The organism is Thermophilibacter sp. ZX-H3 (assembly GCF_052599055.1).
On the sequence record NZ_JBQXES010000029.1, the window covers coordinates 1 to 25,743 of the forward strand.

At 67.8% G+C, this 25,743-nt stretch carries 22 protein-coding genes; 9 read left to right on the plus strand and 13 right to left on the minus strand.

Annotated features, from left to right (window positions below; translation table 11 throughout):
- From ACULPM_RS10465 to ACULPM_RS10480, 4 genes are all read right to left on the minus strand, one after another.
- The coding region (locus ACULPM_RS10465; protein WP_445332340.1) for a pyridoxamine 5'-phosphate oxidase family protein at positions 1 to 541 on the minus strand (541 nt) is incomplete at its 3' end.
- On the minus strand, positions 541 to 1,020 hold the full coding sequence (locus ACULPM_RS10470; RefSeq protein ID WP_445332103.1) for a GNAT family N-acetyltransferase: 480 nt from the start codon (positions 1,018 to 1,020) through the stop codon (positions 541 to 543). The genes ACULPM_RS10470 and ACULPM_RS10465, both read right to left, overlap by 1 nt.
- Positions 995 to 2,221 carry an ATP-grasp domain-containing protein gene (locus tag ACULPM_RS10475; protein ID WP_445332104.1) on the minus strand — a complete coding sequence of 409 codons (1,227 nt, stop codon included), beginning with the start codon at positions 2,219 to 2,221 and terminating at the stop codon, positions 995 to 997. The genes ACULPM_RS10470 and ACULPM_RS10475 overlap by 26 nt, the downstream gene beginning before the upstream one ends.
- Positions 2,222 to 3,619 carry an alpha/beta hydrolase-fold protein gene (locus ACULPM_RS10480; RefSeq protein ID WP_445332105.1) on the minus strand — a complete coding sequence of 466 codons (1,398 nt, stop codon included), beginning with the start codon at positions 3,617 to 3,619 and terminating at the stop codon, positions 2,222 to 2,224. It abuts the gene before it with no gap.
- A gap of 204 nt (positions 3,620 to 3,823) precedes the next feature.
- Between ACULPM_RS10480 and ACULPM_RS10485 the strand changes: the two genes are divergently transcribed.
- Entirely contained in the window at positions 3,824 to 4,201 is a 378-nt protein-coding gene (locus ACULPM_RS10485) for a hypothetical protein (RefSeq protein ID WP_167931076.1), read from the plus strand.
- An 82-nt stretch (positions 4,202 to 4,283) separates the two neighbouring features.
- Complete coding sequence (locus ACULPM_RS10490; RefSeq protein WP_445332106.1) at positions 4,284 to 5,765, plus strand: DUF1846 domain-containing protein; 1,482 nt, start codon at positions 4,284 to 4,286, stop codon at positions 5,763 to 5,765.
- Positions 5,766 to 5,847: 82 nt separating this feature from the next.
- On the opposite strand, the gene ACULPM_RS10495 is transcribed toward ACULPM_RS10490, so the two are convergent.
- Complete coding sequence (locus ACULPM_RS10495) at positions 5,848 to 6,774, minus strand: hypothetical protein (protein ID WP_445332107.1); 927 nt, start codon at positions 6,772 to 6,774, stop codon at positions 5,848 to 5,850.
- A 281-nt stretch (positions 6,775 to 7,055) separates the two neighbouring features.
- Between ACULPM_RS10495 and ACULPM_RS10500 the strand changes: the two genes are divergently transcribed.
- Positions 7,056 to 7,883: a Cof-type HAD-IIB family hydrolase gene (locus tag ACULPM_RS10500; protein ID WP_445332108.1), complete on the plus strand. Its 828-nt coding sequence runs from the start codon at positions 7,056 to 7,058 to the stop codon at positions 7,881 to 7,883.
- A gap of 3 nt (positions 7,884 to 7,886) precedes the next feature.
- The gene (locus ACULPM_RS10505; protein ID WP_167931072.1) at positions 7,887 to 8,891 is read left to right on the plus strand and encodes an asparaginase; all 1,005 of its coding nucleotides are present in this window, start codon (positions 7,887 to 7,889) and stop codon (positions 8,889 to 8,891) included.
- Between the two features lie 3 nt (positions 8,892 to 8,894).
- Here ACULPM_RS10505 and ACULPM_RS10510 read toward each other — a convergent pair whose 3' ends face one another.
- The 7 genes from ACULPM_RS10510 to ettA all read right to left on the minus strand — a co-directional run bounded on the left by ACULPM_RS10510 (position 8,895) and on the right by ettA (position 17,194).
- Positions 8,895 to 9,767, minus strand: a complete 873-nt coding sequence (locus tag ACULPM_RS10510; RefSeq protein ID WP_445332109.1) for a lysostaphin resistance A-like protein — start codon at positions 9,765 to 9,767, stop codon at positions 8,895 to 8,897.
- Between the two features lie 50 nt (positions 9,768 to 9,817).
- A complete protein-coding gene (locus tag ACULPM_RS10515; protein ID WP_445332110.1) occupies positions 9,818 to 11,614 on the minus strand; it encodes a putative ABC transporter permease subunit in 1,797 nt (598 codons plus the stop codon).
- Positions 11,614 to 12,366: an ABC transporter ATP-binding protein gene (locus tag ACULPM_RS10520; protein WP_167931069.1), complete on the minus strand. Its 753-nt coding sequence runs from the start codon at positions 12,364 to 12,366 to the stop codon at positions 11,614 to 11,616. The genes ACULPM_RS10515 and ACULPM_RS10520 overlap by 1 nt, the downstream gene beginning before the upstream one ends.
- A gap of 188 nt (positions 12,367 to 12,554) precedes the next feature.
- Positions 12,555 to 13,523 (minus strand): L-lactate dehydrogenase, encoded by a 969-nt coding sequence (locus tag ACULPM_RS10525; RefSeq protein ID WP_167931068.1) that lies wholly within the window; start codon positions 13,521 to 13,523, stop codon positions 12,555 to 12,557.
- Between the two features lie 171 nt (positions 13,524 to 13,694).
- Complete coding sequence (locus tag ACULPM_RS10530; protein ID WP_167931067.1) at positions 13,695 to 14,663, minus strand: hypothetical protein; 969 nt, start codon at positions 14,661 to 14,663, stop codon at positions 13,695 to 13,697.
- Between the two features lie 50 nt (positions 14,664 to 14,713).
- The gene (locus ACULPM_RS10535) at positions 14,714 to 15,406 is read right to left on the minus strand and encodes a hypothetical protein (RefSeq protein WP_445332111.1); all 693 of its coding nucleotides are present in this window, start codon (positions 15,404 to 15,406) and stop codon (positions 14,714 to 14,716) included.
- A 108-nt stretch (positions 15,407 to 15,514) separates the two neighbouring features.
- Positions 15,515 to 17,194: an energy-dependent translational throttle protein EttA gene (gene ettA, locus ACULPM_RS10540; protein WP_445332112.1), complete on the minus strand. Its 1,680-nt coding sequence runs from the start codon at positions 17,192 to 17,194 to the stop codon at positions 15,515 to 15,517.
- Positions 17,195 to 17,783: 589 nt separating this feature from the next.
- Here ettA and ACULPM_RS10545 point away from each other — a divergent pair.
- The 3 genes from ACULPM_RS10545 to trmB all read left to right on the plus strand — a co-directional run bounded on the left by ACULPM_RS10545 (position 17,784) and on the right by trmB (position 21,224).
- Entirely contained in the window at positions 17,784 to 19,451 is a 1,668-nt protein-coding gene (locus tag ACULPM_RS10545) for a putative manganese-dependent inorganic diphosphatase (protein WP_167931064.1), read from the plus strand.
- Between the two features lie 202 nt (positions 19,452 to 19,653).
- Complete coding sequence (yfbR, locus tag ACULPM_RS10550; RefSeq protein ID WP_167931063.1) at positions 19,654 to 20,256, plus strand: 5'-deoxynucleotidase; 603 nt, start codon at positions 19,654 to 19,656, stop codon at positions 20,254 to 20,256.
- 116 nt (positions 20,257 to 20,372) lie between these two features.
- Positions 20,373 to 21,224, plus strand: coding sequence for a tRNA (guanine(46)-N(7))-methyltransferase TrmB (gene trmB / locus ACULPM_RS10555; protein ID WP_445332113.1), 852 nt, complete (start codon positions 20,373 to 20,375; stop codon positions 21,222 to 21,224).
- Positions 21,225 to 21,231: 7 nt separating this feature from the next.
- Here the strand turns inward: trmB and ACULPM_RS10560 are convergent, their stop codons facing one another.
- A complete protein-coding gene (locus tag ACULPM_RS10560) occupies positions 21,232 to 22,122 on the minus strand; it encodes a glycerophosphodiester phosphodiesterase family protein (RefSeq protein WP_445332114.1) in 891 nt (296 codons plus the stop codon).
- Between the two features lie 188 nt (positions 22,123 to 22,310).
- Between ACULPM_RS10560 and ACULPM_RS10565 the strand changes: the two genes are divergently transcribed.
- Together ACULPM_RS10565 and ACULPM_RS10570 are read left to right on the plus strand one after the other, a co-directional pair.
- Positions 22,311 to 24,086 (plus strand): DUF3825 domain-containing protein, encoded by a 1,776-nt coding sequence (locus ACULPM_RS10565; protein ID WP_445332115.1) that lies wholly within the window; start codon positions 22,311 to 22,313, stop codon positions 24,084 to 24,086.
- 331 nt (positions 24,087 to 24,417) lie between these two features.
- On the plus strand, positions 24,418 to 25,617 hold the full coding sequence (locus ACULPM_RS10570) for an NADP-dependent isocitrate dehydrogenase (protein ID WP_445332116.1): 1,200 nt from the start codon (positions 24,418 to 24,420) through the stop codon (positions 25,615 to 25,617).
- Positions 25,618 to 25,743: the final 126 nt, after the last annotated feature.

Here is a 25,743-nt window from a genome sequence, read left to right on the forward strand (position 1 = left end):
CGCGCCCATCCGGCGCGCCAAACGAACCTGACGCCGCTGGCGCGTCGCGACGCTTGCCCGTGAGGCGCGAGACATCGACACGCCACACGGCGGTGCGCTCGAGCGCCGCCTCGGAGAACGAGACGGGAGCCCCGGGCGCCATGTGCTCCATGATACGCGTGAGCCCGCGGGCCTTCTCCTCCGCCCCCATCACGCGCGAGATGGCACCGACCGCCATGACGCTCTCGTACGCATACGAATACGCGCAGGAGAAGTCGCCCTCGATCACGCCCGCGGGCACGTCGAGCTCGAGCGCGACCGTCGGGTCGGCGTCCCACGCCTCGACCTTGCGCCCCTCCCCCGCGGAGTGCATCCAGAAGACCCAGCGCGGCTCGTCGTCCTTCTCGCCCAGCACCTCGTAGCCAAAGCTCATGGGCACGACGAAGGGCCCCTCGTCGTCCGAGGAGCCGACGTGCAGGACTCGGGCCCGGTCGACGATCGACCTCAGCTCGGCCAGCTCCGTCACCTCGCGGCGGGCGCGCCGCATCTCCCGCGGCGCCATCACAGCACCTGCTCCAGGCACGTCTTCTGCGGGACGAGCCCCATAGCGTCATAGAAGGCGCGCGCCCCGGGGTTGCACGACCACACGTTGAGCGTCAGGTTGTGGCACCCCAGCTCGCGCGCATGCTCGACGACGCGTCGATAGAGCGCCGTCCCCACGCGCCTCCCGCGCGCCCGCTCGTCCACGCAGATGTCGTCCACGTAGAGCGAGAGGATCGGCTGCATGTTGTTGCTCGAGCGGAAGTCCTGGACCTCGCAGAACGCGTGCCCGAGCACCTCCCCCGGGGCCGCGCCCTCCCCCACCGCCACGAAGACCGGGCGCGCGTCGTCGGCGAAGATCGCCAGCAGCTCCTCGTCCGTGTACTTGCGGGTCCCCGCCCGAAAGAGGTCGGGCCGTCCCGCGGCATGGACCTCCAGCACCTGTCGCAGCAGGCTCGTCACGCCGGGCAGGTCCTCATCTTTCGCCCTTCGGACCATCATGGCCAAAGCGCCTCCTCTCCTGGACGTACGCGACGAACTCGTCGGCCTCTTCGGGGGTCTCGAAGCGCGCCGTGTACTGCTGGTCACCCAGGTCATCCGAGAGCGCGGCGGGCACGCGCCCGCACGAGACGATGGCATCGCCCCAGCGCTCCATGACCTCGTCGTGCGTCCGCAGGTAGCGATGGACGTCCCGCCGGCCCGCGTACACGCAGACGGCAGGCTCCCCCGACGGCTCGCAGCGCACCTCATCATGGCACACCATGTCCGCCCACACCTGGTAGACGTCGATGCCGTGCGCATGGCAGATCATCTCGGGGGTCGAGCCCCCGGGCGGCCGGGCGTTCACCTCGAGCCCCACGTAGTCACCGGCAACACCCAGGCCCGGACGGTCATGGGAGAGGCGGAAGAACTCCATGTGAACGAAGCGGCTCGCGAGGCCGAACGAGCGCGCGAGCGCGCGGCCCGCGCGGGCGAGCGCGGGGTCGACGCTCGGCAGGGAGCGATAGCTCAGGTCGAGCTGGCGCTGGGCGACGTCCGCCATCGAGGGCGGAAACTCCTCCTGGTTCTCGAGCAGGGGATCCCCCCGACTGTCGAGAAGGGCGTCGTAGGAGCAGATGTCTCCCTCGACGTACTGCTCCACCACGTACGGCACGTCCCCGTGCTCGGCGATGAGATCGCGCAGGTCGTCGTCGCTCGCAAGCAGGCGCGCCCCCGCCGACCCCACGCCGACCTCCGGCTTGGCGAAGACGGGGAAGTGCCCCATCTCACCGATGAACCAGCGCGTCTCGTCGAAGGTGGTGAGGCGCGTCTGGCGGGCCGTCGGGACCCCCGCCGCGGCGTAGAGCGGCTTCTGGGCGGCCTTGCTCTGCCACGTGGCGACCTGGGCGGGAAGCGGCCCCGTGCGAACGTTGAAGTCCTCGCGCAGGCGCGCGTCCTGGGAGAGCCAGTGCTCGTTGTTGGACTCCACCCAGTCCACCTTGCCGTACTTGAACGAGAAGAACGCCACGGCGCGAAAGACCTGGTCGTAGTCACCGAGGTCCGACACCCAGTAGTACTCATCGAGCGACGCCCTGACCTCGGGGGCCAGGGCGTCGTAGGGCGTGTCCCCGATCCCGAGGGCGCGCGCCCCGTTGCGGCGGAGCGCGGCGCAGAACTTCCAGTAGACCTCGGGGAACTGCGGGGAGACAAAGACGAAGTTCATTTACTCGGCGCTCGTGTCCTGCTTCTTCGCGGTCGAGCGCGTCGTCCTCTTGGCGGCCGGCTTCTTTGCCGCGGGCTTCTCGGCGGAGGCGGCAGCCTTGGGGGCGGCCTTCTTCGCGGCGGCGGCCTTGGTCGTCGTGGCGGCCTTCGCGGTCGTCGCCTTGGCGGTCGCCGTCTTGGTCGTGGCGGCCTTGGCGGTCGTTGCCTTGGCAGCGGTCTTGGTCGCCGTGGCCTTGGTCGCCGGCTTGGCGGCAGGCTTCTTGGCTGCCGTCTTGGTAGCCGGCTTCTCCTCGGCGGGCTCGGCGGCCTTGGTCGCCTTCGCGGCGGCCGGCTTCTTGGCGGGCTCGGCCTTCTCCGCGGCCGCAGCCTTCTTCACGACCGGCTTCTTGGCAGTGGCCGGCTTCTCCTCCGCGGCGGGCGCGGCGGCCTTGGCCGTGGCCTTGGTAGCGGCGGCCTTCTTCGCGACGGTGGCCTTCTTCGCGGCCGGCTTCTTGGCGGCCGTCTTCTCCTCCGTCACCGCGTCGTCCTTCTCGGCTGCCTTCGCGACGGCCTTCTTGGCAGTCGTCTTCTTGGCAGCGGCCGGCTTCTTGGCGGCAGCGCGCTTGCGGGCGGGCGCCTTCTTCGTGGCAGCGGCCTTCTCGGCTGCCGTGGTCTTCTCCACGTCCTCGAGCACGATCGGCATGAAGTAGCGGATCTGCTTCTTCCACCAGAACCAGGTGTGCGAGACGTCGCCGCCCCAGTAGTCGCACCAGGCCTCGACGCCCAGGCGCTGGAGCTGGGCGTCAATCTCGCGCGTGGTGCGGAGGCTGTCGGCCTCGCTCCCCTCCTGGCCACAGCAGAACAGCAGCTGGCGCTGGTTGTAGAGCGCGATGTAGGGGTGGTCGGTCGGCATGTTGGGAAGGAACGCGCACGGCGTGTTGTCGTAGAGCGTGGCGTCCATCCAGTCGCCGAAGTAGCGGCTGGCGTCGTAGGTGCCGGAGAGGCAGACGCAGCCCTGGAAGAGGTCCGGGCGGCGCAGCGCGAAGACCGCGGCGTGAGTGGCGCCCAGGTCAAAGCCAAGGGCCAGCGGACGAGCGTCGGAGCCGCTCACCTCGGCGACGAGCGGGACGATCTCCTCGCAGACCGCCTGGTAGTACGCCTCCTGGCGCGCGGCGCGCTCGACGGCGTAGCCGTCGGAGCCCCAGGACTCGCCGTCGACGTTGCTGACGCTGAAGAGCTGGATCACGCCGGCGTCGAGGTAGTCGGAGAGCTCGTCGACGAGCCCGACCTCCTCGAGGCTCTCCGGGCGCTGCCCGAGCGGGGCGAACGCCATGACGGGCTGACCGGCGGTACCATACACGATGACATCGAGGTCCTCCCCGAGGATCTCGCTGTGACGAACGACCATCTTCTTATCCATAGTTACTCCCCTGTGAGTACGGACTATCAAAAGCAAAGCCGTATTCTAGCGCTTATGGGCAACGTCTGCGTATTTCGCGCGTAAGGCCTGAACGAAATGGAAACGATGGCCCGCGCGATTTGCGCCCCGCGCGCATCTGGAACACAATGCTCCATGCCCGCATACTCGCTGGCAGCGGCCCCAGAACGGCAGAGGGAGGACACCATGGGCAACGGAAAGAGGAAGGCGCTCTCGGGCGTGGTGAAGTCGCTTCGGCTCGGCGCCCTTGCCGCGCTGGGACTCGGGGTCGTCGCCTTCGTCTTCGCCTTCCTCGCCCACGGCCTCGACTGGCGCACGGGGCTCGACTGGGCCCGAAAGCTGCTCTTCGTGGTGGGGTCGCTCTGCCTCGTCACCGGAGGCTGCGGCCTGCTCGTCTCCGGGCGCGACCGACCGGACGGCATCATGACCCCGCACGAGGACGACACCTTCCGCTCGTTCTGGCACGAGGTCGGCCTGCCCTGGGGAGCTGCCGTGAGCGTGGCCGCCGTGAGCTTTCTCGCGGTGGGAACCGTGGTGGAGATGCTCGTTTTTCTCGCCGCGTAGGTTCTGAGGCGGTCGCGGGGGAAAGGCGTGCTACTCTTTCTTGTTGGCTCACCGCCCATAAGAGCAGAGAGGACCCCCGCAGATGCGCATCGGATTTGACAACGACAAGTACATCTCCCTCCAGGCGGAGAAGATCCGCAAGCGCATCGGGCAGTTCGGCGGCAAGCTCTACCTCGAGTTCGGCGGCAAGCTCTTTGACGACTATCACGCGAGCCGCGTGCTGCCGGGCTTTGAGCCCGACTCCAAGATCCGCATGCTCGAGAGCCTGCGCGACGAGGTCGAGGCGATCATCGTCATCAACGCGGACAACATCGAGAACGCCAAGCGCCGCTCCGACATCGGCATCACCTACGAGGAGGACGCGCTGCGCCTCATGGACTCGTTCCGCGCGCGCGGCCTCATGGTCGGCGGCATCTGCATCACGCACTTCACCGGGCAGCCGCACGCCGAGGCGTTCCAGAGCCGTCTCGAGGGGATGGGCGTGTCCGTGTGGCGCCACTACCTCATCGACGGCTACCCCTCCGACGTCAACCACATCGTCTCCGACGAGGGCTTCGGCAAGAACGACTACATCGAGACCACCCGCCCGCTCGTCGTGGTGACGGCCCCCGGCCCCGGCTCGGGCAAGCTCGCTACCTGCCTCTCCCAGCTCTATCACGAGAACAAGCGCGGCGTGCAGGCCGGCTACGCCAAGTACGAGACCTTCCCCGTGTGGAACCTCCCGCTCAAGCATCCCGTGAACGTGGCCTACGAGGCGGCGACGGCCGACCTCGACGACCGCAACATCATCGATCCCTGGCACCTCGAGGCCTACGGCGAGGTCACCGTCAACTACAACCGCGACGTCGAGACCTTCCCCGTGCTCAAGGCCATGATGGAGAAGATCGCCGGCGAGAGCCCCTACCAGTCCCCCACCGACATGGGCGTCAACATGGTGGGCCTGTGCATCTCCGACGACGAGGTCTGCCGCGAGGCCGCCAAGAACGAGATCGTGCGCCGCTACTTCGCCACCACCGAGGAGATGCGCCGCACCGGCCAGGGGGCCGAGGCGCTGGAGAAGATCGAGCTGCTCATGCGCCAGGTCGACGTGACCTGCGACTACTCGCCCGCGCACCAGGCGGCGCTCGCCAAGGAGGAGGAGACGGGAGGCCCAGCCGCCGCGATGGTCCTGCCCGACGGCGAGCTCGTGACCGGCAAGACGTCCGAGCTGATGGGCGCGGCGGCGTCGCTGCTTCTCAACGCCGCCAAGCACATGGCGGGCATCCCCAAGAAGACCTACGTGGTGAGCGAGGAGGCCCTCGTGCCGATCTGCCACCTCAAGACCGAGCACCTGCGCAGCCACAACCCGCGTCTCCACTCCGACGAGATGCTCATCGCGCTCTCCCTCTCCTCGGCCACCAACGACCAGGCGGAGGCCACCGTGGACGCGCTCGAGCAGCTTGCGGGCTGCGACGCCTACTTCTCGGTCATCCTCTCCGAGGCGGACATGCGCACCTACCGCAACCTCGGCATCAACGTCTGCTGCGAGCCCAAGTACGAGCGCCAGACGTACTACCACCGGTAACAGGGCGAACCCCGGGTCACATACCCCGACAATTTCCGCGTTATTTCGCACATTTTTGTCGGGGTATGCGACCCGGGCCATTCTAGAGAAGCTCATCGAGCAGCCTGTCTCGCTCCTCCGCCTTGGGATGGGGCCGTTTTACCCCAAGCCCTCTCGCCACCTGATAGGCCAATACGGTCAGGGCGTCGCCCTCCAGCTGGGCACGCGTGACAACAAGGACCTTCCATCCCAGACTCCTCAGCGAGTTGCCCTTCATCGCGTCCCTGTCCAAGGACTCCCTGGACAGATGATCGGAATAGCTGTTGTACTCAAGCACGAGGCGCCGTCTCTCCCAGCAGGCATCGACCTCGTACTGGGAGCGCTGGCTCAGGGCAAACTCATCGGGGCGAGGCTTGATGGTCACGTTGAGCTCTGGCCGAGGAAGGCCAAACCCTCCCTCTCTGGCAGGAAGCGTCAGGGCGAGGACCATGACGGTCTCCATAGGGGATCGTGAGCGCTCCATCACGTAGGGCAGGAACCTGATCGCATTCCGGCATCCATAGCATCCCTTTGCACCCTCGAGATACTCAGCGAGCTCTTCCTTGGTCATCAGCTGGTTGCGGTCGCTGAAGCCGCGGGCGTCGCGCCGTCTTCCATAGAGCCCCACGCACTCCATCCCGATCGAGATGGCCCTCGGCTTGCTCTGCGACCCCGACGCCATGAGATAGCAGAAGCCGGGAGAGGCGATGAGCACTCCCGGCGCCAGGCGATAGAGCGAGCCGGGAGGAATGGGCCCCGACCACACATGGCTCACCACACGATCGGAATGGACACGGTCGACAGGCCTATCCACAAGCACGTGAATCGGATGCCTTTCGTCAAACGCGATGTATCTGCCAAGCTCCCGGATGTCCGACCATGAGAAGGTGGACCACTCGAGGTTCGAGGCCTGGCATGGATCCCCCAGCCTCGACAGCGCCGCATCGTCTGACAGTATTTCTAGGGCACTCTCACAAACAATGGTTATCATAACGTGATTTATCTTTCATATATCAGACTACTCTTATTGGATTAGCATAAACTATTACTGTATGTGACGCCAGATTGTCAAGTCGCCCTCTTCTCTAAAAGGGCGAACGTCGCACAACCCGACAAATTGGAAGAAAAAGTCGCTGATTTGTCGGGTTATGCGACATTTGCCTAGACCCATTGCTTCAAAAGTGAGATTCCAGAAGCCCTAGGGCAATCTTCCCCGTGCTCCGCCGGCGCTCGCGGTATCCTAGTCCGGTCGGTCATAGGGAGAGGATGGATGTGAACTACCAGCTCATAGCCTTTGACATGGACGGGACGCTGCTCAGCAGCACGAAGGAGGTCCTCGCCTCCTCCCGCGCGGCCATCGCCGAGGCGCTCGGAGCCGGCAAGGTCGTCGCCATATGCACGGGCCGCTGCCCCAAGATGGTCGAGCTCGACCGCGAGAGCATCGGCGACGTCCGCTATGCCATCTGCTGCAACGGGACCATCCTCTACGACCTCGTGGAGCATAAGGTGCTCTCCGCCTCCCCGCTCGAGCACGACGTCATCGCCCGGGCGCTCGACGCCCTCGGCGACGGCGACGCGATGATCGACGCGTTCTCAGGGCGCGGGTTCTTCTGCCAGGACTCGCACCTCGACACGATGGACCGCTACCACATGGGCATCTATCAGGGGCTCTACCGAGCCACCGCATCGCTGGTCCGGGACATTCGAGCGCAGCTCCTCGACCCATCCGTCACATACCAGAAGTTCATCTTCCACTGCGCGACGCCGGAGCTGCGCCAGCGCGTGCGCGAGCGCGTTGCCGGACTCCCGGTGGAGCTCGCCAACTCCGAGGTCTCGAGCCTCGAGTTCTCCCCCGCCGGCGTGGACAAGGGCACCGGACTGCTCGCCCTCGCCGAGCTGCTGGGCATCCCCCGCGACGCCACCATCGCCGTCGGCGACGCGGACAACGACCTTGGGATGCTTCGCGCCGCGGGACTTGGCGTCGCGATGGGCAACGCCAACGAGAGCGCGCGGGCCGCGGCTGACGCCGTCGTCGCGGACAACGACCACGACGGCTGCGCGGAGGCCATCCACAGGTTCCTGCTCGAAAGCGAGAGATAGACCATGAAGCGCATCCTCATCATCGCCACCGGCGGCACGATCGCCTCGACCGAGGACGGGGCGGGCCTCGCCCCCACCCTCACCGGCAAGGAGCTCGCCGCTCGCGTGCCGCTCATCGACACCCTCTGCGACCTCGACTTCGTTCAGCCCATGAACATCGACAGCACCAACATGCGGCCACGCGACTGGCTGAGCATCGCCCAGGTCATCCGAGAGGGCTACGACCGCTATGACGGCTTCGTGATCCTCCACGGCACCGACACCATGGCCTACACCGCCGCCGCCCTCTCCTACCTCATCCAGGACAGCGAGAAGCCCATCGTCCTCACCGGCTCCCAGCAGCCGATGGCGAACCCCTTCACCGACGCCAAGCTCAACCTCTACCACAGCGTCCTCTACGCCTGCGACCCGGCGTCGCGCGACGTCTCCGTGGTCTTTGGCGGCAAGGTCATCTGCGGCACGCGCGCCCGCAAGCAGCGCACCATGAGCTTCAACGCGTTCTCGAGTATGAACTACCCGTCGCTCGCGTACGTCCGCGGCAGCAGCATCGTGCGCCCTGCGGGCATGGGGCCGGCGCGCGGCGACCACGACGGCCCGCGCTTCTATGACACCCTCAACGAGCGCGTCATCGTGCTCAAGCTCACGCCGGAGCTCAAGCCCACGATCTTCGGCCTCCTCAAGCCCGACTACGACGCCGTCATCCTCGAGACCTTCGGCATCGGCGGCATCCCCGCCTATGACGGGTCCTACCAGGAGGCGATCTTCGACTGGGTCGACTCCGGACGTGCCCTCGTGGTCACCACGCAGGTGCCGGAGGAGGGCCTCGACCTCGGCGTCTACGAGGTCGGCCATGCCTACGCCGAGAAGGAGGGCATCCTCAAGGGCGACGACATGACCACCGAGGCCCTCGTCGCCAAGACGATGTGGGCGCTCGGCCAGACCCGCGAGCCCGCCGAGCTGTCACGGCTCTTCTACCAGGAGATCAACCACGACCGCATGCCGCGGTAGCGCCTAGGCGGAGCCGTCGGTCAGCCGAGCGACCGCCCACACCAGCGCCGCGGCCACGAGCCCGCCGACCACGACCGCGGGAACGAGGAGCCCGTCCAGCAGCAGGCCAAGAGGGTCCATGAGCGCCGAGGAGGCGTTGACGGCCATGTGGAGCAGGACGGCGGCGCGCAGCCGTCCCGTGCGCCGGAAAACCCAGCCCAGCAGCAGCCCCAGCGCAAAGGCGTAGACGCCCTGCACGACGTTGAGGTGCATGACGCCAAAGACCAGTGCCTGAATGGCGTTGGCTGCCCAGAAGCGCGCGTCCGGAGCCTCAGGGCGGGACGAGGGGCGCTGCCCCGGGCAGAGCGCGCGCAGCGAGAACTCAAGGGCGACGCCGCGGCAGAGGGACTCCTCGGCGATGGGCGCGATTACGGCAACCTCGACAAGCGTCGCGAGGCTCATCTCGTCCGAGAGGCCGGCGAGCTCCATGAGCTCGAGATAGCCGTCCATCACCTCGGGGAAGAGCGGCAGCACCAGGGAGAGCGCGCACGAGATCGTCACCTGCAGGACCATGCCGAGCGCAAGCAGCGTACAGACGAGCAGCACGACCCGCGCAGGGCGAGAAGGACGCGCCTCCTCGCGGCGCAGGATCGAGCGCGGCCTCAGGTAGAGCCACCACAGCACGGCAAGGGCGAGACTCGCCAGCGTCGCGGCCAGCATCAGCACGTCAATGTCGGTCGTCAGCAGGGCGATGCCCGCCACCAGGGGGGCAAGCACCTGCACGAGAAGGTACGCCGGAGCCGTCGACACGGCGGCAAGCAGCCACTTTGCCACGTATCCCGCACCGTGACGCGGCGCCGGCGACTCCCCGTTCTCGCCAGGAATGCCGATCTCCATGCGCGCCCTCCTCCAGACGAGTGGAAAGCGAGACGAATCAGATGGTCACATTATCGCTCGCGGCGGGAAAGACTGCGCGCGCAGGGACCGAGCACCCACCACACGAGGACGCCGCACTCCGCAACGAAGATCGCCAGCGCCAGGCAGAGCGCCACGGGCACCGCCAGGACCTCCCACAGCGCCCCGCCGAGCAGCGCGAGCGCGGGCAGCGCCATGACGACCGCGCCCACGATGAGGCCCGCGAAGACCATCAGCGTGGCGCCGCCACCCTTGACGAGCTGTGCCTCGTTGTCCCAGGTGAGACGAGGAAAGAGCGCGCCCAGGCCAAGCGACAGCAGGCCGAGGGAGACCGTAGCGCCCAGGTAGATGCCAACGAGGTAGAGCCCAGCGGCCGCGGGCACGCCCAGCACCACCAGCGCCGCCACGATGAGCAGGAGCATCGGCACCGTGGAGAGCGCAAACGGCACCACGAACTTCGATGCCAGGTACGCGCTCCAGTCCATGGGCAGGCCGCGCATGAAGAAGAAGTCCTCTCCGTCGCGGCTCACGCCCATCGTGAACGAGTAGGACGAGAAGCCCAGGAAAAGGCCGAAGACCAGCACGCCCACGGCGCACCACGCGAGCGCGGGACTGTCAAAGGTGAGAAGCGCCGTGAGCTCGCGCGCCATCCCGAGCACGGCCATCGGCTCGATGCCCGCGTCCGACGCCTGGGAGACACCCACCGCGCCGCTCACCACGAAGATGACGATGAAGTAGAGCGGCATGAGCAGCGAGCTCAGGACAAACTGGTTGAAGAAGACCGGCACGCGCGCCATCGTCTTCCAGTCTCGGCTGAGGTTGGCGGCAAGCGCGCCACGCGTCCGCGTTGCCTGGGCGAGCTCGGCGCCCTCCACGCGGCGCCCGCGCTTCCCGCCCGCGCCCTGGAGCGCCTGCACGCCCTCGAAGTACCAGCGACGCGCGACCGCGGAGAGCGCGAGGGCGTAGACGGCCACGCTCGCGAGCATGGCGAGAAGGGCGCCGACCGCACCCAGCGCGTCCCCCGCGATGGCCGCACGCGCAAACAGCGACGGCGGGCACAGCACGCCCATCACGACCGCGGGGACGCCTCCCGCAAGCAGCCGCTCGGAGCCGGACGCCAGCGATGCCAGCCCGTCGCCCTGGAAGGCAAACTGGCTGCCCACGCCGATCGCGAGCGCGAACACGATGACAAGCGCGCCGAAGACGCGCGAGAAGCGGTCCTTGTCGTGCGCCAGGCGCGAGAAGCGCATGATGGGCACGCAGATGATCACGAGCGCCAGGTTGACGGCCACGGCGCACAGCACAAACGCCAGCGTCATAACGACCCACGCCCCGGGCGCGGCCCCGACGGCAAGAAGGCACCCCAGCCCCACCGGCAGGATGATGAGGTCGCCGAGAAGCGACACCCCGAGGAAGTGGGCGAGCTTTGCCCACATGACCGTGGTGGCCGAGATGGGCAGCGTGAGGTAGTAGCCGAGGTCACGCACGAAGTAGAGAACGTTCACGGCCTGGTAGAGGCCCGTGAGGACCGTAAGGCCCACGAGGCACACCACGCAGAGGCTGAACGCCACGTACGGGGTGATGTCCGTCTCTCCCAACATGAAGCCCATCATGAAGAACATGGCGGCAAGCAGCAGGAAGAGAAAGCCCATCGCGACCTTGCGGACGCCCGAGCCGAGCCCGCCCCAGAAGCCCCTGCGCGTCGAGCCCTCGTCTCCGCCGATGCCCATGCCGGTGCTGTCCAGGTGCTGCTCCCCGCGCATAATCACGCGCAGCATCACGCGGAACTGCCGCCAGGAGAAGCCCTGGGCCGCCGTCGCGCGCGCCATCACTCGGCCTCCCCGACGAGCGGGGAGTTGTCGGACGTGAGCTCGAGGAACATCTCCTCGAGGGAGCCGCCCATGCGGAAGTGCTCGCGCATCTCGTCGACGGTGCCCACGAAGAGCAGCTCGCCGTGGGCGATCACGCCCACGCGGTCCACGACCTTCTCGGCCACGTCGAGCACGTGCGTGGAGAAGAGCACGGTCTTGCCCGCATCGGCGTGGCGGCGCATGGACTGCTTGAGCAGCCACGACGCCTTGGGGTCGAGGCCGGTCATCGGCTCGTCGAGGATCCAGATGGCCGGGTCGGGCAGCAGAGCGCCCATGATCATCATCTTCTGGCGCATGCCGTGGGAGTAGGACTGGATCTGGTTGTCCAGCTCGCCCTCCATGCCGTACTCGCGCGCGAGCTCGGCGATGCGCGGGCCGCGCACGGCGTCCGGCACCTCGTAGACGTCCGCGATGAAGCGCAGGAACTCGTGGCCCTTGAGGCGCAGCAGGTGGTCGGGCGAGTCGCTCACGTAGCAGAGGTTGCGCTTGGCGGCGAGCGGGTCGGCGGCAACGTTGACGCCGTCGAGCTCGATTACGCCCGAGCTGGGCGCGAGCACGCCGGCGAGCATGTTGAGCAGCGTGGACTTGCCCGCGCCGTTGGGTCCGAGCAGGCCAAAGATCTCGCCGGACTGTATCTCGAGGGTGAGGTCGCGCACCGCGTTGGTGGCGCCGCCGTCGTAGGACTTGGACACGTGGTCGATCCTGATCATAGGTCTCCCGTCTCTGGGGGCCAAAACGGTCATGCGCGCAATTCTACGCTAGGAGAACCCCCCCCCGGCAAGTTCTGGGTGACGTTTCGGTAATGGTTCCCGACAGAGGCCCCAGGGGGAGCCTGTCAGAAAAACCCGCCGCTCGCGGTGGGCGAACGGCGGGCAGAGACCAGCTCTCCCTGAGGTGGCTACTCCTGTGCGGGCATGACCTTCTCGCAGTAGTCGCGGATGATCGAGCAGGACTTGCGCATCGCGCGGCGCTCGTCGTAGGAGAGGTCGATCTCCAGCACGGAGTCGACGCCGGTGCTGCCGATGACGCACGGGACGCCGGCGGAGATGCCGGACTCGCCGTACTCGCCGTCGAGGTGGGCGGAGAGCGGCACCACGCGCTTCTCGTTGTGCAGGATCGAGGTCACGAGCGCAGCCACCACGGAGGCGATGCCAAACTCGGTGCAGCCCTTGCCGGAGATGATCGCGGCGCCGGACTCGCGCACGCGCCGCATGATGTCGTCGAAGTCGATGGAGTCAACCACGTCGTCGCGCAGGGACAGGTACTCGCGCAGGCCGATGCCCTCGACGGAGATGCGCGAGGTGGGGATGAACATCGAGTCGCCATGCTCGCCCATGCAGAAGGCCTGGATCTGGCGGCTGGAGACGTCGATGGTCTCGGAGAGGACGCGGCGCAGGCGCGCGGAGTCGAGCGCCGTGCCAGTGCCAAAGACCTGGTTGCGCGGCAGGCCGAGCTTGCGGTAGAGGTACTCGACGACGATGTCGGCCGGGTTGGAGACGCTGATGAGGATGCCGTGGAAGCCGGACTCCTTGAGCGGGCCCACGATGCCGTCGAGCACCTTGATGGTGCCGTCGAGCATCTGGAGGCGCGTCTCGCCCGGGCGGCGGCTGCGGCCGGCGGTGAGGATCACGAAGTGGGCGTCGGCGCAGTCGGCGTAGTCACCCACGCGGATGGTGAAGGAGTCGCCGAGGCCGGAGGCCAGGTCGTCGAGGTCGATGGCCTGGGCGCGCGCGGCGTCGGCGTTGACGTCCACGAAGACGATCTCGTTCACGAGGTGCTGGAACATGAGGCAGAGCGCCACGTGGCTGCCCACACGCCCCGCGCCGATGATGACGGCCTTACGTGTCCTGATGTCACCCGTGTGCATTGATGCTCCTATCGTCCTGGCGCAGCGCGCCGCTGCTCACAAAAAAGGGGCGCCCTGGGGCGCCCCTCCATTCTAACTGGTTGTGGACGTTCTGTGACGTTAGTGTTTCAGAAAAACGACGCCGTTCGCCGAGAAGTGCAGCAGGGCCGACAGCTCCGTCGTCTCCTGCCCTCACCGTGCTGGAAGACCCGGGTCCTCGCCAGTCGCCGCCGACTCCGGATAGGTGGGCACGCTCGAGAGCGCCTCGAAGAGGTCACCCGACTCGTAGAAGTCAAACGAGTAGAACCCGGACGCCTCGCGGTAGCGCCTGACGTCGGCAAGCCAGTTCTCGGGCATCCCGGGATGCCAGGCGTTGCAGTCCGAGAGAACGGCGCCGATCTCCGGGAGCAGCATCACGCGCCTGAAGCGGCAGGGCCCCACGGACTCGGCAACGTAGCGCCAGCCCATCGAGAGGTCGGGCTCGCACCCGGTGTAGTCCGCAACAAAGAGGCGCGTGCGATTCGAGCTCCGATAGATCGCGCCCCCCATGTCAGAGAGGGCGTCCGGGTCGAGGCCATGGCGCAGCGCGTAGGCGCGAACGTACGGCTCGTCTCCCTCGACGAACGCCTGAAAGACGTTCTCCTCCTCGGGCTCCGCGAACGCGGCGTGGTACTCGCGCGCCGCCGGGTCGAACGGAAACTTCTCGGGCGAGAAGATCTCGCGGAACCTCGCGCCCCACTCCGCTCGATCCTCGGGGAAGGGCCTCAGGTACCAGCCGCCGCCAAAGCCCGGGGCCTTGACGATGCCCGCGGCCCCACGCTCGCCGATCACGACGCCGAGCTTCCTGTTGGCATAGTCCTTGTCGTAGGAAATCGCCACGCCCATCTGGGCGAGTGCCCCGATGACGCGGGCGAGCTCGGGACAGGGGTTTCCCTCGTCATCGACCCACCCTGCCGGGGAGTAGCGGTTGACGAGGTTGCGCCTCCAGACGTCCTTGTCGGGACGGTCGCGCGTCACGTGGTCGAGCCTCAGCATGGCGGGACCGCACGCCACCATGCAGGTGTCGTTGCCCCCAAGAAGGCAGAAGAGGTCCTCACTCGAGAAGCGCACCTGCTCGAGCGGGAGCTCGGAGAGGCTTGCCCTTTTTCTAGAGAAAAACATGCCAACTCACTCCAAACCGATAAGCACGCGAGCGCGAGACGGGAGGCCTCCTACTTCGCCACCAGCCACGAGGCGAGCTGCTTGTCTTCGATGGGCCGCTTGCCGCGACCGAGATAGCGCCGGCGGGCGTCCTTGATCGCGGAGGACGCCTCGTCAACGAGCCCCGGGTTCTTCTCGACGAGCTCGCGCGGGAGAAAGAGCACGCCCGAGGCGTCCTCGTCGCGGAAGGCCCAGTTGATTCCCATGAGGTTGTAGGCAAGAGAGGCCTCCTTGCCCTTTGCCAGCACGAAGTAGATCCCGTTGTCGCCCGCAACCGGGCGAGCGTCGAGGGCAAACCAGGGTATGTTGAGCGTTGCGGTGCTCGAGGTCTCCGTGAAGCCAAACGCGGAGAGGGTCACCGTATAGTCGGCAACGAGCTCCGCGAGCGGATCGTCGCCCGTGCTGGCGGCGCCTCGCTGCGCAAACCACCTCCGCACCAGGCCCGCGCGCGTTGCGAGCAGAAGCGGCGGACGCACCGCCATCACGACGCCAAACACGAGAAGCGCCACGAAGAGCAGCGTGCCCCCGACCATCTCGACGGAGGGGGCGGAGAGGCACGCGAAGACGGAGGCGATGGTCATGAGCCCAAAAAGCACGGCACAGAGAATCCCGAGCTTCCGGGTGTAGCGGATCTGCTGGGCGCGGAAGAGGTCACGGAACCCCTCGAGGTCCATGTGGACGGGGTAGGACACGCCTTTAAGCATATGGCTCCTTTTCACGAGACGGTCGCCTGACATGGCACAACCGTAGTCGTGTCACGTCAGGCGACCGTAAGGGAACCGTTCGAAAACTATGGGAGGGGTCACAAATCCCTAGTCGCGCGTGAGCTTGCGGTGCAGGCGGTGCGGCTTGGACGCCTCCGCGCCGAGGCGCTTCTCGCGGTCTGCCTGGTAGGCCTCGAAGTTGCCCTCGAACCAGTGCCAGCGGCCGGGGTGCTCGTCGTCGCCCTCCCACGCCAGAATGTGCGTGGCCACGCGGTCGAGGAACCAGCGGTCGTGCGAGATCACCACGGAGCAGCCGGGGAACTCCTCGAGCGCCTCCTCGAGGGACTCGAGCGTCTCGACGTCGAGGTCGTTGGTGGGCTCGTCCAGGAGCAGGAGGTTTCCGCCCTGGCGCAGCGTGAGCGCGAGGTTCAGGCGGTTGCGCTCGCCGCCGGAGAGCACGCCGGCGCGCTTCTGCTGGTCCGACCCCTTGAAGCCGAAGGCCGCCACGTAGGCGCGGCTCGGAATCTCGGTCTCGCCCACGCGGATGTAGTCGTTGCCGTCGGAGACGACCTCCCAGAGGTTCTTCTCGGCGTCCAGGCCCTGCCGCATCTGGTCCACGTAGGAGAGCTTGACGGTCTCCCCCACCTCGAGCGTGCCGGAGGTGGGCTGCTCCTGGCCCACGATCATCTTGAACAGCGTGGACTTGCCCACGCCGTTGGGGCCGATCACGCCCACGATGCCGTTGCGCGGCAACGAGAAGCTCAGGTCATCGATAAGAACGCGGTCTCCGAAGCTCTTGCAGAGGTGCTCGGCCTCGAGCACCTTGGCGCCCAGGCGCGGGCCCACGGGGATGTGGATGTCGGTGAAGTCCACGCGCTTGGAGGCGCGGGCCTCGGCCTCCATCTGCTCGTAGCGCTCCAGGCGCGCGCGGCTCTTGGCCTGGCGCGCCTTGGGGCTGGAGCGCACCCACGCGAGCTCGGCCTTCATCTTCTTGGCGCGGCGGGCGTCCTGCTGGCTCTGGGCTTCCAGGCGCGCGGCCTTCTTCTCCAGGTAGGTGGAGTAGTTGCCCTCGTAGGGGTAGAGCTGCCCGCGGTCCACCTCGCAGATCCACTCGGCCACGTCGTCGAGGAAGTAGCGGTCGTGCGTGACGGCCATGACGGCGCCGGGGTAGCGGTGCAGGAACTGCTCGAGCCAGAGCACCGACTCGGCGTCCAGGTGGTTGGTGGGCTCGTCAAGGAGCAGCAGGTCAGGGGCCTCAAGCAAAAGCTTGCACAGCGCCACACGACGGCGCTCGCCACCGGAGAGGATGTTCACGGGCGCGTCCGGGTCCGGGCACTGCAGCGCGTCCATCGCCTGCGAGAGCTGGGAGTCCAGGTCCCAGCCGTTGGCGGCGTCGATCTCGTCCTGGAGCTTGCCCATCTCGGCCATGAGGGCGTCGAAGTCCGCGTCGGGGTCGGCCATCTCGGCGCTCACCTGGTTGAAGCGCTCGATCTTGGCCAGCAGGTCGCCGAAGGCCTGCTCGATGTTCTCGCGAACGGTCTTGTCCTCGTCGAGCGGGGGCTCCTGCTGGAGGATGCCCACGGTGTAGCCGGGGCTCAGCATGGCCTCGCCGTTGGAGACGTCCTCGAGGCCGGCCATGACCTTGAGGAGGGTCGACTTGCCCGCGCCGTTGGGGCCCACCACGCCGATCTTGGCGCCGGGGTAGACGCCCACCGTGACGTCGTCCAGGATGACCTTGTCATGGACGGCCTTGCGGGCGCGGATCAGCTGGTACACAAACTCTGCCATGGGGTTTCTCGCCTCTCTGTGCGGGGCCTGACGTCACACCGAGTCTATCCCAGCCCCTTCCCGCCGGGCGAGAAGAACGCGCGCCCTGCAGGAGAAATCCGTCACGGGGGCGCGGCCGGCCGCACGACGGTTGGCCCGCTCCGCTCCCGGGTCCGGGCCGCCCCGGCCGCACGCCGCCCCCCGGGTCCGCGCCCTCCCCGCGCCCCGGGCCCGCGCCCTCCCCGCGCTGCGGATTTGGGGGTCGTGGCAATTCCCGTCGCCGCGGCGTCGTCGAATGTGGGGTTGTGGCAATCGGCGCCGACTGCCAACTGGTCGTTCTTCTCGCCACGTTGCGGATTATGGGGTTATGGCAGCCCAGAATCTGCCATAACCCCAATCCGCGCAACGCCCTCGGACCGGAAATTGCCACGACCCCCAAATCCGCAGCGGACGGAGAGCGGTGACTCCCGCAGGGCCAAGAAGCAGCCTGCGACACGCCGAGAAGAACGTCCGGCCGCGCGGTTTTTCTACCGTTCGCAAGCCGGGCGCCCATATACGACCTCGTACGTGGCACAATCAGACGAGGAAGCACCAGGGGGAAGGAAGGCACATGCCAGAAGGTATCCGCAAGGTCAACGTCATCGGCCACCTGCATCCGGACACGGACAGCATCTGCTCGGCCATCGCGTATGCGCACCTCAAGAATGCCGTCGAGCACACGGACATCTACCAGCCGCGCCGCGCGGGAGCCATCAACCGCGAGACGGCCTTCGTCCTCAACCACTTCGGCTTTGCCGAGCCGGAGCTCATCACCTCCGTCACCCCGCAGATCAAGGACACCGAGATCCAGCGCCAGGGCGGCATCGACGGCGAGATGAGCCTCTTCGCGGCATGGAACCTCATGCGCGAGGCAAAGACCGACACCCTCTGCGTCACCGACGACGAGAACAACCTCGAGGGCCTCATCGCCGTCAAGGACATCGCCAACGCCAACATGGACGTCTTCGACATGAGCGTGATCGGCGAGTCGCGCACCTGCTACGCCAACATCGTCGACACCCTCAAGGGCGAGATGATCCTCGGAGACCCCACGGGCCGCGTCACCAGCGGCTGCGTCCGCGTGGGCACCACGCCCGAGATGATGGAGGACACCGTCAAGCCCGGCGACATCGTCCTCGTGACCAACCGGTACGAGACCCAGCAGTTCGCCGTCGAGAGCGAGGCGAGCTGCCTTGTGGTCTGCTGCAGCGCGCACATCTCGAGCAAGGTCATCTCGTCCGCCGAGCGCCACGGCTGCGCCATCATCACCACCCCGTACGACACCTACGCGGCGGCGCGCATCATCTCCATGTCCATCCCCGTGCGTGCCAAGATGCTCTCCGAGGGCATCCTCAAGGTGAGCGTCAACACCTCCGTCGACGACGCGCGCAAGATGATGGCACACTCGCGCCACCGCTACTTCCCCGTCATCGACGAGAACAGCCACTACGTGGGCCTCGTGAGCTCGCCGAACCTCCTCGCCGCCAAGAAGAAGCACGTCATCCTGGTGGACCACAACGAGCGCTCCCAGTCCGTCGAGGGCCTCGAGCAGGCCGAGATCATGGAGATCATCGACCACCACCGCATCGGCTCCATCGAGACCGAGGGCCCGGCCTACTTCCGAAACATGCCCGTGGGCTGCACCTGCACCATCGTCTACATGATGTATCGCGAGAATGACGTGGAGATCCCCAGGGACGTCGCGGGGCTCATGCTCTCGGCCATCCTCTCCGACACGCTGGCCTTCCGCTCGCCCACCTGCACGCAGATCGACCGCGACACCGCCGCCGCGCTCGCCAAGATCGCCGACGTCGACATCAACGTCTACGCCGACGAGATGTTCGAGGCGGGCGCCGACCTCACCGGCCGCACGGCGGAGGAGGTCTTCGGGGCCGACTTCAAGATCTTCAGCCGCGGCAACGTCAAGTTTGGCGTCGGCCAGGGCAGCTACATGACCGAGAAGAGCCGCAAGGCGGCCGAGGCGCTCGTGGGCCCGTACCTGCGCGAGGCCGCCGCGCTCGAGGAGCTGCCGCTCGTCTTCTACCTCTTCACCGACGTCAAGAGCTCGTCGAGCGAGGTGCTGTGGTACGGCGAGGGCGCCGAGGACATCATCGCGCGCGCCTTCGACACCGACCCCGAGAACGGCATGGCGCGCCTGCCCGGCGTGGTCAGCCGCAAGAAGCAGGTCATCCCCGCGCTCATGGCCACGCTCCAGAGCATCCAGGAGGATGCCGACTAGCGCCGCGTCAGGCCTGCGCCGACGCGCCACTATGCCACTGGCGTCAGGTTTGTTTGGCACGCAAAGGACGCATGCCAAACAAACCTGACGCCAGTGGCACGTCGGATTTCCGTCCGACAGGCGATATATCATGTCTGCGTCACAGTGAATGTGCCAAATAAACCTGACGTAATTGGCACGTTAGACGAAGCAAGGAGCCGTCATGGCAGAGTCCCACTTCCTCGCGCTGCTCTCGCGCATGAAGTACATCGAGCGCTGGGCCCTCATGCGCAGCTCGCGCCCCGAGAACCTCTCCGAGCACACGCTCGAGGTGGCGCTCATCGCGCACATGCTCTGCGTGCTGGCCAACGTGCGCCACGGCCGCTCCCTCAACGCCGAGCGGGCCACCCTCGTGGCGCTCTACCATGACGCGTCCGAGATCATCACCGGCGACATGCCCACGCCCGTGAAGTACCACGACGGGACCATCAGGAGCGCGTACGGCGCCGTCGAGCGGGGGGCGGAGCGCCAGCTTCTGGAGACGCTTCCCGACGATCTGAGGCCGTGCTTCGAGGACATCCTCTGGATGCCGGGCACCGCCGGGGAGGACGAGACCTACCTCCGCCGGCTCGTGAAGGCAGCCGACAAGATCTCCGCGCTCATCAAGTGCATCGACGAGCGCCGCGCCGGCAACGCGGAGTTCGCAAGCGCGGAGCGCACCTGCCGCGCCGCCGTGGACGAGATGGCCGCGGAGCTCCCCGAGGTCGCCGACTTCGTGTCCGAGTTCCTTCCCTCCTACGGGGCCACCCTCGACGAGCTCCTCTGACCCCGCCGCCTAGTTGCCTATTTAGGGACAGGCCCCTTTTAGGCATGTTTGCACGCAGGAAAACATGCCTAAAAGGGGCCTGTCCCCAAATAGGCAACTTCGGAAACGGAGAACCCATGCCCCACGCCCTTCACGCGAGGCTTCCCAAGAACTTCGTCCTCGAGGAGCGCCTCGAGCGCTATGCGGACGCCATCGAGCTCACGCCGGAGCGTTGGCGCGGCCGCTGGGCCGAGGCCTGCTGGCGCGGCATCGGCGCCGAGGCGGGGGCCGGGCGCTACCGCGAGGTCCGCCTCGACCTCGGCTGCGGGAAGGGTGCGTTCGCCGTCGAGGCGGCGCGGCGCGAGCCCGACGTGCTCTTCGTCGCCATGGACGCCGAGCCCATCTGCGTGGCCTACGCCGCCCAGCGCGTCTGCGAGAGCGGCCTTCACAACGTGGTCGTGGTCCCCGGCACCGGCATGCGCGTCCGCGAGTTCTTCTCGCCTGGCGAGCTCTCGCGCATCCACCTCAACTTCCCCACGCCGTTCCCCCGGAAGCGCGACGCGCACCTCCGCATGGCGAGCATGGAGCGCCTCATGGACTTCCGCGACGTGCTCGCCGCGGGCGGCGAGGTCTCCTTCAAGACCGACAGCCAGCCGCTCTTCGACTTCATGCTCACGCAGGTCCCGCTCGCCGGCTATCGCATCGTCAGGGAGTCGCGCGACACGCGGGCGGACTTCCCCGACGAGCCCACGAGCGAGTACGAGGAGCGCCTGAGCGCGCAGGGTGCCAAGGTCCTCTCGCTCGTCGTCGTGCCCGGCCCCGCGCCGGAGCGAGCCGAGCAGACGGCGGAGCTCTCGCTCGCCGCCTACCTCCCCCAGGACCTCGCCTCGCTCGAGGAGATCTCCTACGCGCCGCACGGCATGCAGGCGACGGTCGCCAACCTCAGGAACCGCGCCGAGCGGCTCTCCTCGCGCGCCGCGGGCCGCTAGTCGGGACTTACCTCCCCACGATCGTGGAGCGCGGGTCGGGGATGAACCCCTCGAAGATCACCGGCGCGCCCTCGGCCTCGCTCTCCAGCATCTCACGCTCGGAGTGAATCGTCCAGGTGACGAGATGCGCGCCGAGCCGGCCGCAGGCAAGGCGGACCGCCGGGAGGCCTCGGTCGCGGAACCGGCACGCGATGAAGTCGGGCCGCGCCGTCACGTTGCCGAGAAGCGCCGTCGCCCCGAGGCGGCGCGCCAGGCCGAGGTCCTTGTCGCCCAGGAAGCTCCGCACGAGCTGGCCGCGCAGGACGTCCGGACGGTGGGCCCGCAGCCACCCGAGCGCGCGAGGGTCGAAGCTCTCCACGCAAAAGCTGAGGTCATAGCGGTCGATACAGGCCATCGTGCGCTCGGCGAGAAGGGCCGCGTTGCCGTCCGCGGTCTTGAGCTCGACGATCACCGGCGGCGCGGGGGAGGTAGTGTCGCCCGAGGCATCAAAGAGCCGCAGCACCTCGTCAAGGGTCGGGATGCCCTCGTCAGTCCCCATGAGCCGGCACTCGCCGAGCTCGGCGAGCGTCAGCTGCTCGACCACGCCCGAGCGCCCGCAGACGCGCCCGAGGCTCGAGTCGTGAATCACGACGAGCTCCCCGTCGAGCGTGAGGTGGACGTCGAGCTCGATGCCAAATCCCAGCTCGCGCGCCCTGGCAAAGGCGGTGAGCGAGTTCTCGGGGATGCCCTCCGCATGCAGGCCGCGGTGGGCGTAGCGATGGCGGCAGAGCTCCGCCCATCGCCCCTCGATCTCCTCGCCGCCACGGCGCGGCGCCACCAGCGCGCACGCGCCCGCCACGACGCCGGCGGCTGCCCCGGCCGCGATCCCCGCGGCCCCCAGAACGTCTCGAGCCCTCATGGGCGCCCCCCCTTCGGTCGCTCCCCTGATGCTAGCAGCTCGCCCATCGGGGACGGGCGCCCTCTCGGCTGACGGCGGGTGACGTTGCGGGACCGCTCGCAAGACGCGCCGGGCACGGGAGCGGAATGGGTAGTAACGTAGTGTGCTCGCAACTTCACGCCACCCGGCGAGCAACTCGAGGAGGCACCATGGCAAAGATAACCCCCGGCAACCGCGTGTACCTATATCAGCTGCTCTCGCGCGAGCTCGGCGTGAACCGCCAGACGCTCCTGCCGCGCGCCGAGGAGGCGCTCGTCGCAGACGGGCTCGCGCCCGCGGACCTCGGCTGCGCCGACATGCGCGAGCTCTGCGAGCAGCTCCCCGAGTTCATCAAGCTCACGGTGTTCAAGAAGGGCTACGTGTACGCCACGGTCCTCGCGTGCGAGGAGTACGACCGCGCGCTCGAGCGCGCCCAGGACGCCGGGGACAAGGCCGCCGCAAGCGGAAAGCCCTGGAAGCGCAAGCGCGGGGCAAAGGCGCTCAAGCCCGTGAAGCCGCGGCACGTCGAGCCGCCTGCCGAGAAGAACGAGAAGGACGAGAAGGACGACGCCGCCGGGGCCGGGGCGCCCGCCGAGCCGGAGGCCCCGGGCGAGGCCGCGCCCGCGGAGGCGGCGCCGAGCGCCGGCGAGACGCCGGACGCCGGCGAGGAGGTCTCGGTGGCCGCCGCGCAGCCTGAGGCGGAGGCCGCAGCAGGGCCGGAGGAGGGCCGGGCGGAGGCCGCAGCAGGGCCGGAGGCGGACCGGGCGGAGTCGGAGGCGGCCCAAACGGAGGCCGCGCACCCTGAGGGAGAGACGCCCGACGCGGGCGACGCCGAGCCGGAGGCTCCCGTCGAGCCCGAGCACGAGCCTCCCATCTCGTTCACCATCACCTACGTGCCCGACGCCCCCGCCGAGAGCGACACCCCCGCCCCCGACGCCATCTCCCTGCCCGACGTCGCCCCGCGCGTCCGGTCCGACCTCCCGCAGGACTTCCACGCGGACATTCGCTGCTCGGACGAGCAGCTCAGCCTCCTCTACCAGGTGCTCCCCCCCAACGTGGACCCGCTCGCCGTGCTCGAGGAGGACTTCCGCGCCGCCCGCTCCACGGGCTCGCTCGAGGGCACGCGGAGCAACGTCTCCTTTGCCCTTCGCTACCTGCAGGCCGACGGCGTGACGCCCGTGCGCGTCACGCTGCGCCGCTCCGCCCGCCCGGTCGCCGGGAAGCGCTGGGCGCTCACCGAGGTCGAGGTCGGGGCGGCGGAGGAGGTGGGCCTCGAGGGACTCAGCGCCGCGGCCGGCGGGCCGTGGGGCGCCTTCGCCGAGTCCGCGCCCGACGGCGCAGACCCGCTGCAGGTCCTCGCCTCGACCATCGCCCTCGGGCCCTGGGACGACACGCTTTCCGCCCTGGCCGCGCTCGCCGCGCCGGAGCCCTGGGGCGAGGGGCTCGCCGTCCTCAGGGACTACCTCACGATGACGGTCGCGCGCATCGTCTCCGAGGGGAAGGTCGCCGTCTCCCCCGGCGGAGCGGCAGCCTCCTTTGACACGGGCCTGCTCACGGGCGACGGGGCGCCCATCTACGCCCTCCTCTCCCCGCTCGAGGGCGACATCCCCTGGCAGCTGGCCGAGTTTTCCACCGCGGGCGCGGGCGAGCCCGCGCTCTACCTCGCCACCCTCGCGGAGGCCACCTTCGACCGGAGCGTCCCGGCGCCCGACTTCTCCGGCACCGCGCTCGTCACGCGCTGCCCGCGCGCGGCGGCGGCCGCCTATGACCCCGTCTCCGACAGGACCGTCCTTCTCGTCCCCGACGGGGGCTCCGCGCTCGCCCTGCTCCCGACGGAGTCCGGCTACGAGCGGGTCGCCACGCTCTCGCTTTCCGACGGCTACGCCTGCGCCCGCGTGGTCAGCGCGGACCAGCCGGCGTGGCTGAGCGCCTGCCTCAGCGTCTGATGCGTGCGCAATCAGGCGGATAGTGCGAAAAAACATCACGTTGCCGTGCAATCAGGCGGGTAGTGGGAAGCGATTTTGCGCGATGGACCCCTTATCCAAGGGTTCGGATGGGACAAATCCTGCGAAAAAATCGGGCACCTACTGGGGGCGCCGAGAAAACGCTTCCCACTATCCGCCCGATTGCACATCGCCGGCGCATTTTTTCACACTATCCGCCTGACTGCACAGCCCCCGTGTGTCCAACGCGTCTCAAACTGACGGCGCCTGGCCGACCGCCCCGGGCGTCGTGATACATTCTTCCCCGTGAGCACCCACGACCCCGGAGGCACGCATGGCCAAGATCGAGATGAAGACCCCGCTCGTCGAGATGGACGGCGACGAGATGACCCGCATCATCTGGCAGATCATCAAGGACGAGCTCATCTGCCCGTACGTCGACCTCAAGACCGAGTACTACGACCTCGGCCTGGAGAATCGCGACAGGACCGACGACCAGGTCACCGTTGAGTCCGCCGAGGCCACCAAGCGCCTGGGCGTTGCCGTCAAGTGCGCCACCATCACCCCCAACGCCGCGCGCGTGGAGGAGTACGGCCTGAAGCAGATGTGGAAGAGCCCCAACGGCACGATCCGCGCCATCCTTGACGGCACGGTCTTCCGAGCGCCCATCGTGGTCAAGGGCATCGACCCTGTTGTGAGCTGCTGGAAGAAGCCGATCACCATCGCGCGTCACGCCTACGGCGACGTCTACAAGAACTCCGAGATGCGCATCGACGGCCCCGGCAAGGTGGAGCTCGTCTACACCGCCGAGGACGGCACCGAGCGCCGCGAGCTCGTCCACGTCTTCGACGGCCCCGGCGTGGTCCAGGGCCAGCACAACCTCGACGCCTCCATCGAGAGCTTCGCGCGCAGCTGCTTTGAGTACGCGCTCTCCACGGGCCAGGACCTGTGGTTTGCCACCAAGGACACGATCTCCAAGACCTACGACCACCGCTTCAAGGACGTCTTCGCGGACATCTACGAGGCCGAGTACCGCGCCCAGTTCGAGGCGGCGGGCATCGAGTACTTCTACACGCTGATTGACGACGCCGTGGCGCGCGTGGTCAAGTCCGAGGGCGGCTTCATCTGGGCGTGCAAGAACTACGACGGCGACGTCATGAGCGACATGCTCTCCTCGGCGTTCGGCAGCCTCGCGATGATGACCTCCGTGCTCGTCTCGCCGCACGGCTACTTCGAGTACGAGGCCGCGCACGGCACCGTCCAGCGCCACTACTACAAGCACCTCAAGGGCGAGCCCACGTCCACCAACTCCGTTGCCACGATCTTCGCCTGGACGGGCGCCCTGCGCAAGCGCGGCGAGCTCGACGAGCTGCCCGAGCTCGTGGAGTTTGCCGACCGCCTGGAGGCCGCCACGATCAAGACGATCGAATCTGGCCGCATGACCGGCGACCTCGCCCGCATCACCTCGCTCGAGAACCCCGAGACGCTCGGCACCCGCGAGTTCATCCTCGCCATCCGCGAGACCCTCGAATAAAAGGGGACGGGCTTCTCTCTCGGGGGGTCCGGGGCGGGCGTGCCACTGGCGTCTGCTAAAAGGGGACGGGTTATTTCTCTCGGGGAGCTTGGGACGGGCGTGCCACCGGCGTCAGGTTTATTTGGC

Bases quoted from the DNA above. Each gene is read 5' to 3' on its own strand.
- ACULPM_RS10475 (WP_445332104.1), bottom strand. From the start codon at position 2,221: ATGAACTTCGTCTTTGTCTCCCCGCAGTTCCCCGAGGTCTACTGGAAG.
- ACULPM_RS10480 (WP_445332105.1), bottom strand. From the start codon at position 3,619: ATGGATAAGAAGATGGTCGTTCGTCACAGCGAGATCCTCGGGGAGGAC.
- ACULPM_RS10560 (WP_445332114.1), bottom strand. From the start codon at position 22,122: ATGAGGGCTCGAGACGTTCTGGGGGCCGCGGGGATCGCGGCCGGGGCA.
- yfbR (WP_167931063.1), top strand. From the start codon at position 19,654: ATGGCAGAGTCCCACTTCCTCGCGCTGCTCTCGCGCATGAAGTACATC.
- ACULPM_RS10485 (WP_167931076.1), top strand. From the start codon at position 3,824: ATGGGCAACGGAAAGAGGAAGGCGCTCTCGGGCGTGGTGAAGTCGCTT.
- ettA (WP_445332112.1), bottom strand. From the start codon at position 17,194: ATGGCAGAGTTTGTGTACCAGCTGATCCGCGCCCGCAAGGCCGTCCAT.
- ACULPM_RS10530 (WP_167931067.1), bottom strand. From the start codon at position 14,663: ATGTTTTTCTCTAGAAAAAGGGCAAGCCTCTCCGAGCTCCCGCTCGAG.
- ACULPM_RS10535 (WP_445332111.1), bottom strand. From the start codon at position 15,406: ATGCTTAAAGGCGTGTCCTACCCCGTCCACATGGACCTCGAGGGGTTC.
- ACULPM_RS10490 (WP_445332106.1), top strand. From the start codon at position 4,284: ATGCGCATCGGATTTGACAACGACAAGTACATCTCCCTCCAGGCGGAG.
- ACULPM_RS10525 (WP_167931068.1), bottom strand. From the start codon at position 13,523: ATGCACACGGGTGACATCAGGACACGTAAGGCCGTCATCATCGGCGCG.
- ACULPM_RS10515 (WP_445332110.1), bottom strand. From the start codon at position 11,614: ATGGCGCGCGCGACGGCGGCCCAGGGCTTCTCCTGGCGGCAGTTCCGC.
- ACULPM_RS10570 (WP_445332116.1), top strand. From the start codon at position 24,418: ATGGCCAAGATCGAGATGAAGACCCCGCTCGTCGAGATGGACGGCGAC.
- ACULPM_RS10495 (WP_445332107.1), bottom strand. From the start codon at position 6,774: ATGATAACCATTGTTTGTGAGAGTGCCCTAGAAATACTGTCAGACGAT.
- ACULPM_RS10565 (WP_445332115.1), top strand. From the start codon at position 22,311: ATGGCAAAGATAACCCCCGGCAACCGCGTGTACCTATATCAGCTGCTC.
- ACULPM_RS10545 (WP_167931064.1), top strand. From the start codon at position 17,784: ATGCCAGAAGGTATCCGCAAGGTCAACGTCATCGGCCACCTGCATCCG.
- trmB (WP_445332113.1), top strand. From the start codon at position 20,373: ATGCCCCACGCCCTTCACGCGAGGCTTCCCAAGAACTTCGTCCTCGAG.
- ACULPM_RS10505 (WP_167931072.1), top strand. From the start codon at position 7,887: ATGAAGCGCATCCTCATCATCGCCACCGGCGGCACGATCGCCTCGACC.
- ACULPM_RS10510 (WP_445332109.1), bottom strand. From the start codon at position 9,767: ATGGAGATCGGCATTCCTGGCGAGAACGGGGAGTCGCCGGCGCCGCGT.
- ACULPM_RS10470 (WP_445332103.1), bottom strand. From the start codon at position 1,020: ATGATGGTCCGAAGGGCGAAAGATGAGGACCTGCCCGGCGTGACGAGC.
- ACULPM_RS10520 (WP_167931069.1), bottom strand. From the start codon at position 12,366: ATGATCAGGATCGACCACGTGTCCAAGTCCTACGACGGCGGCGCCACC.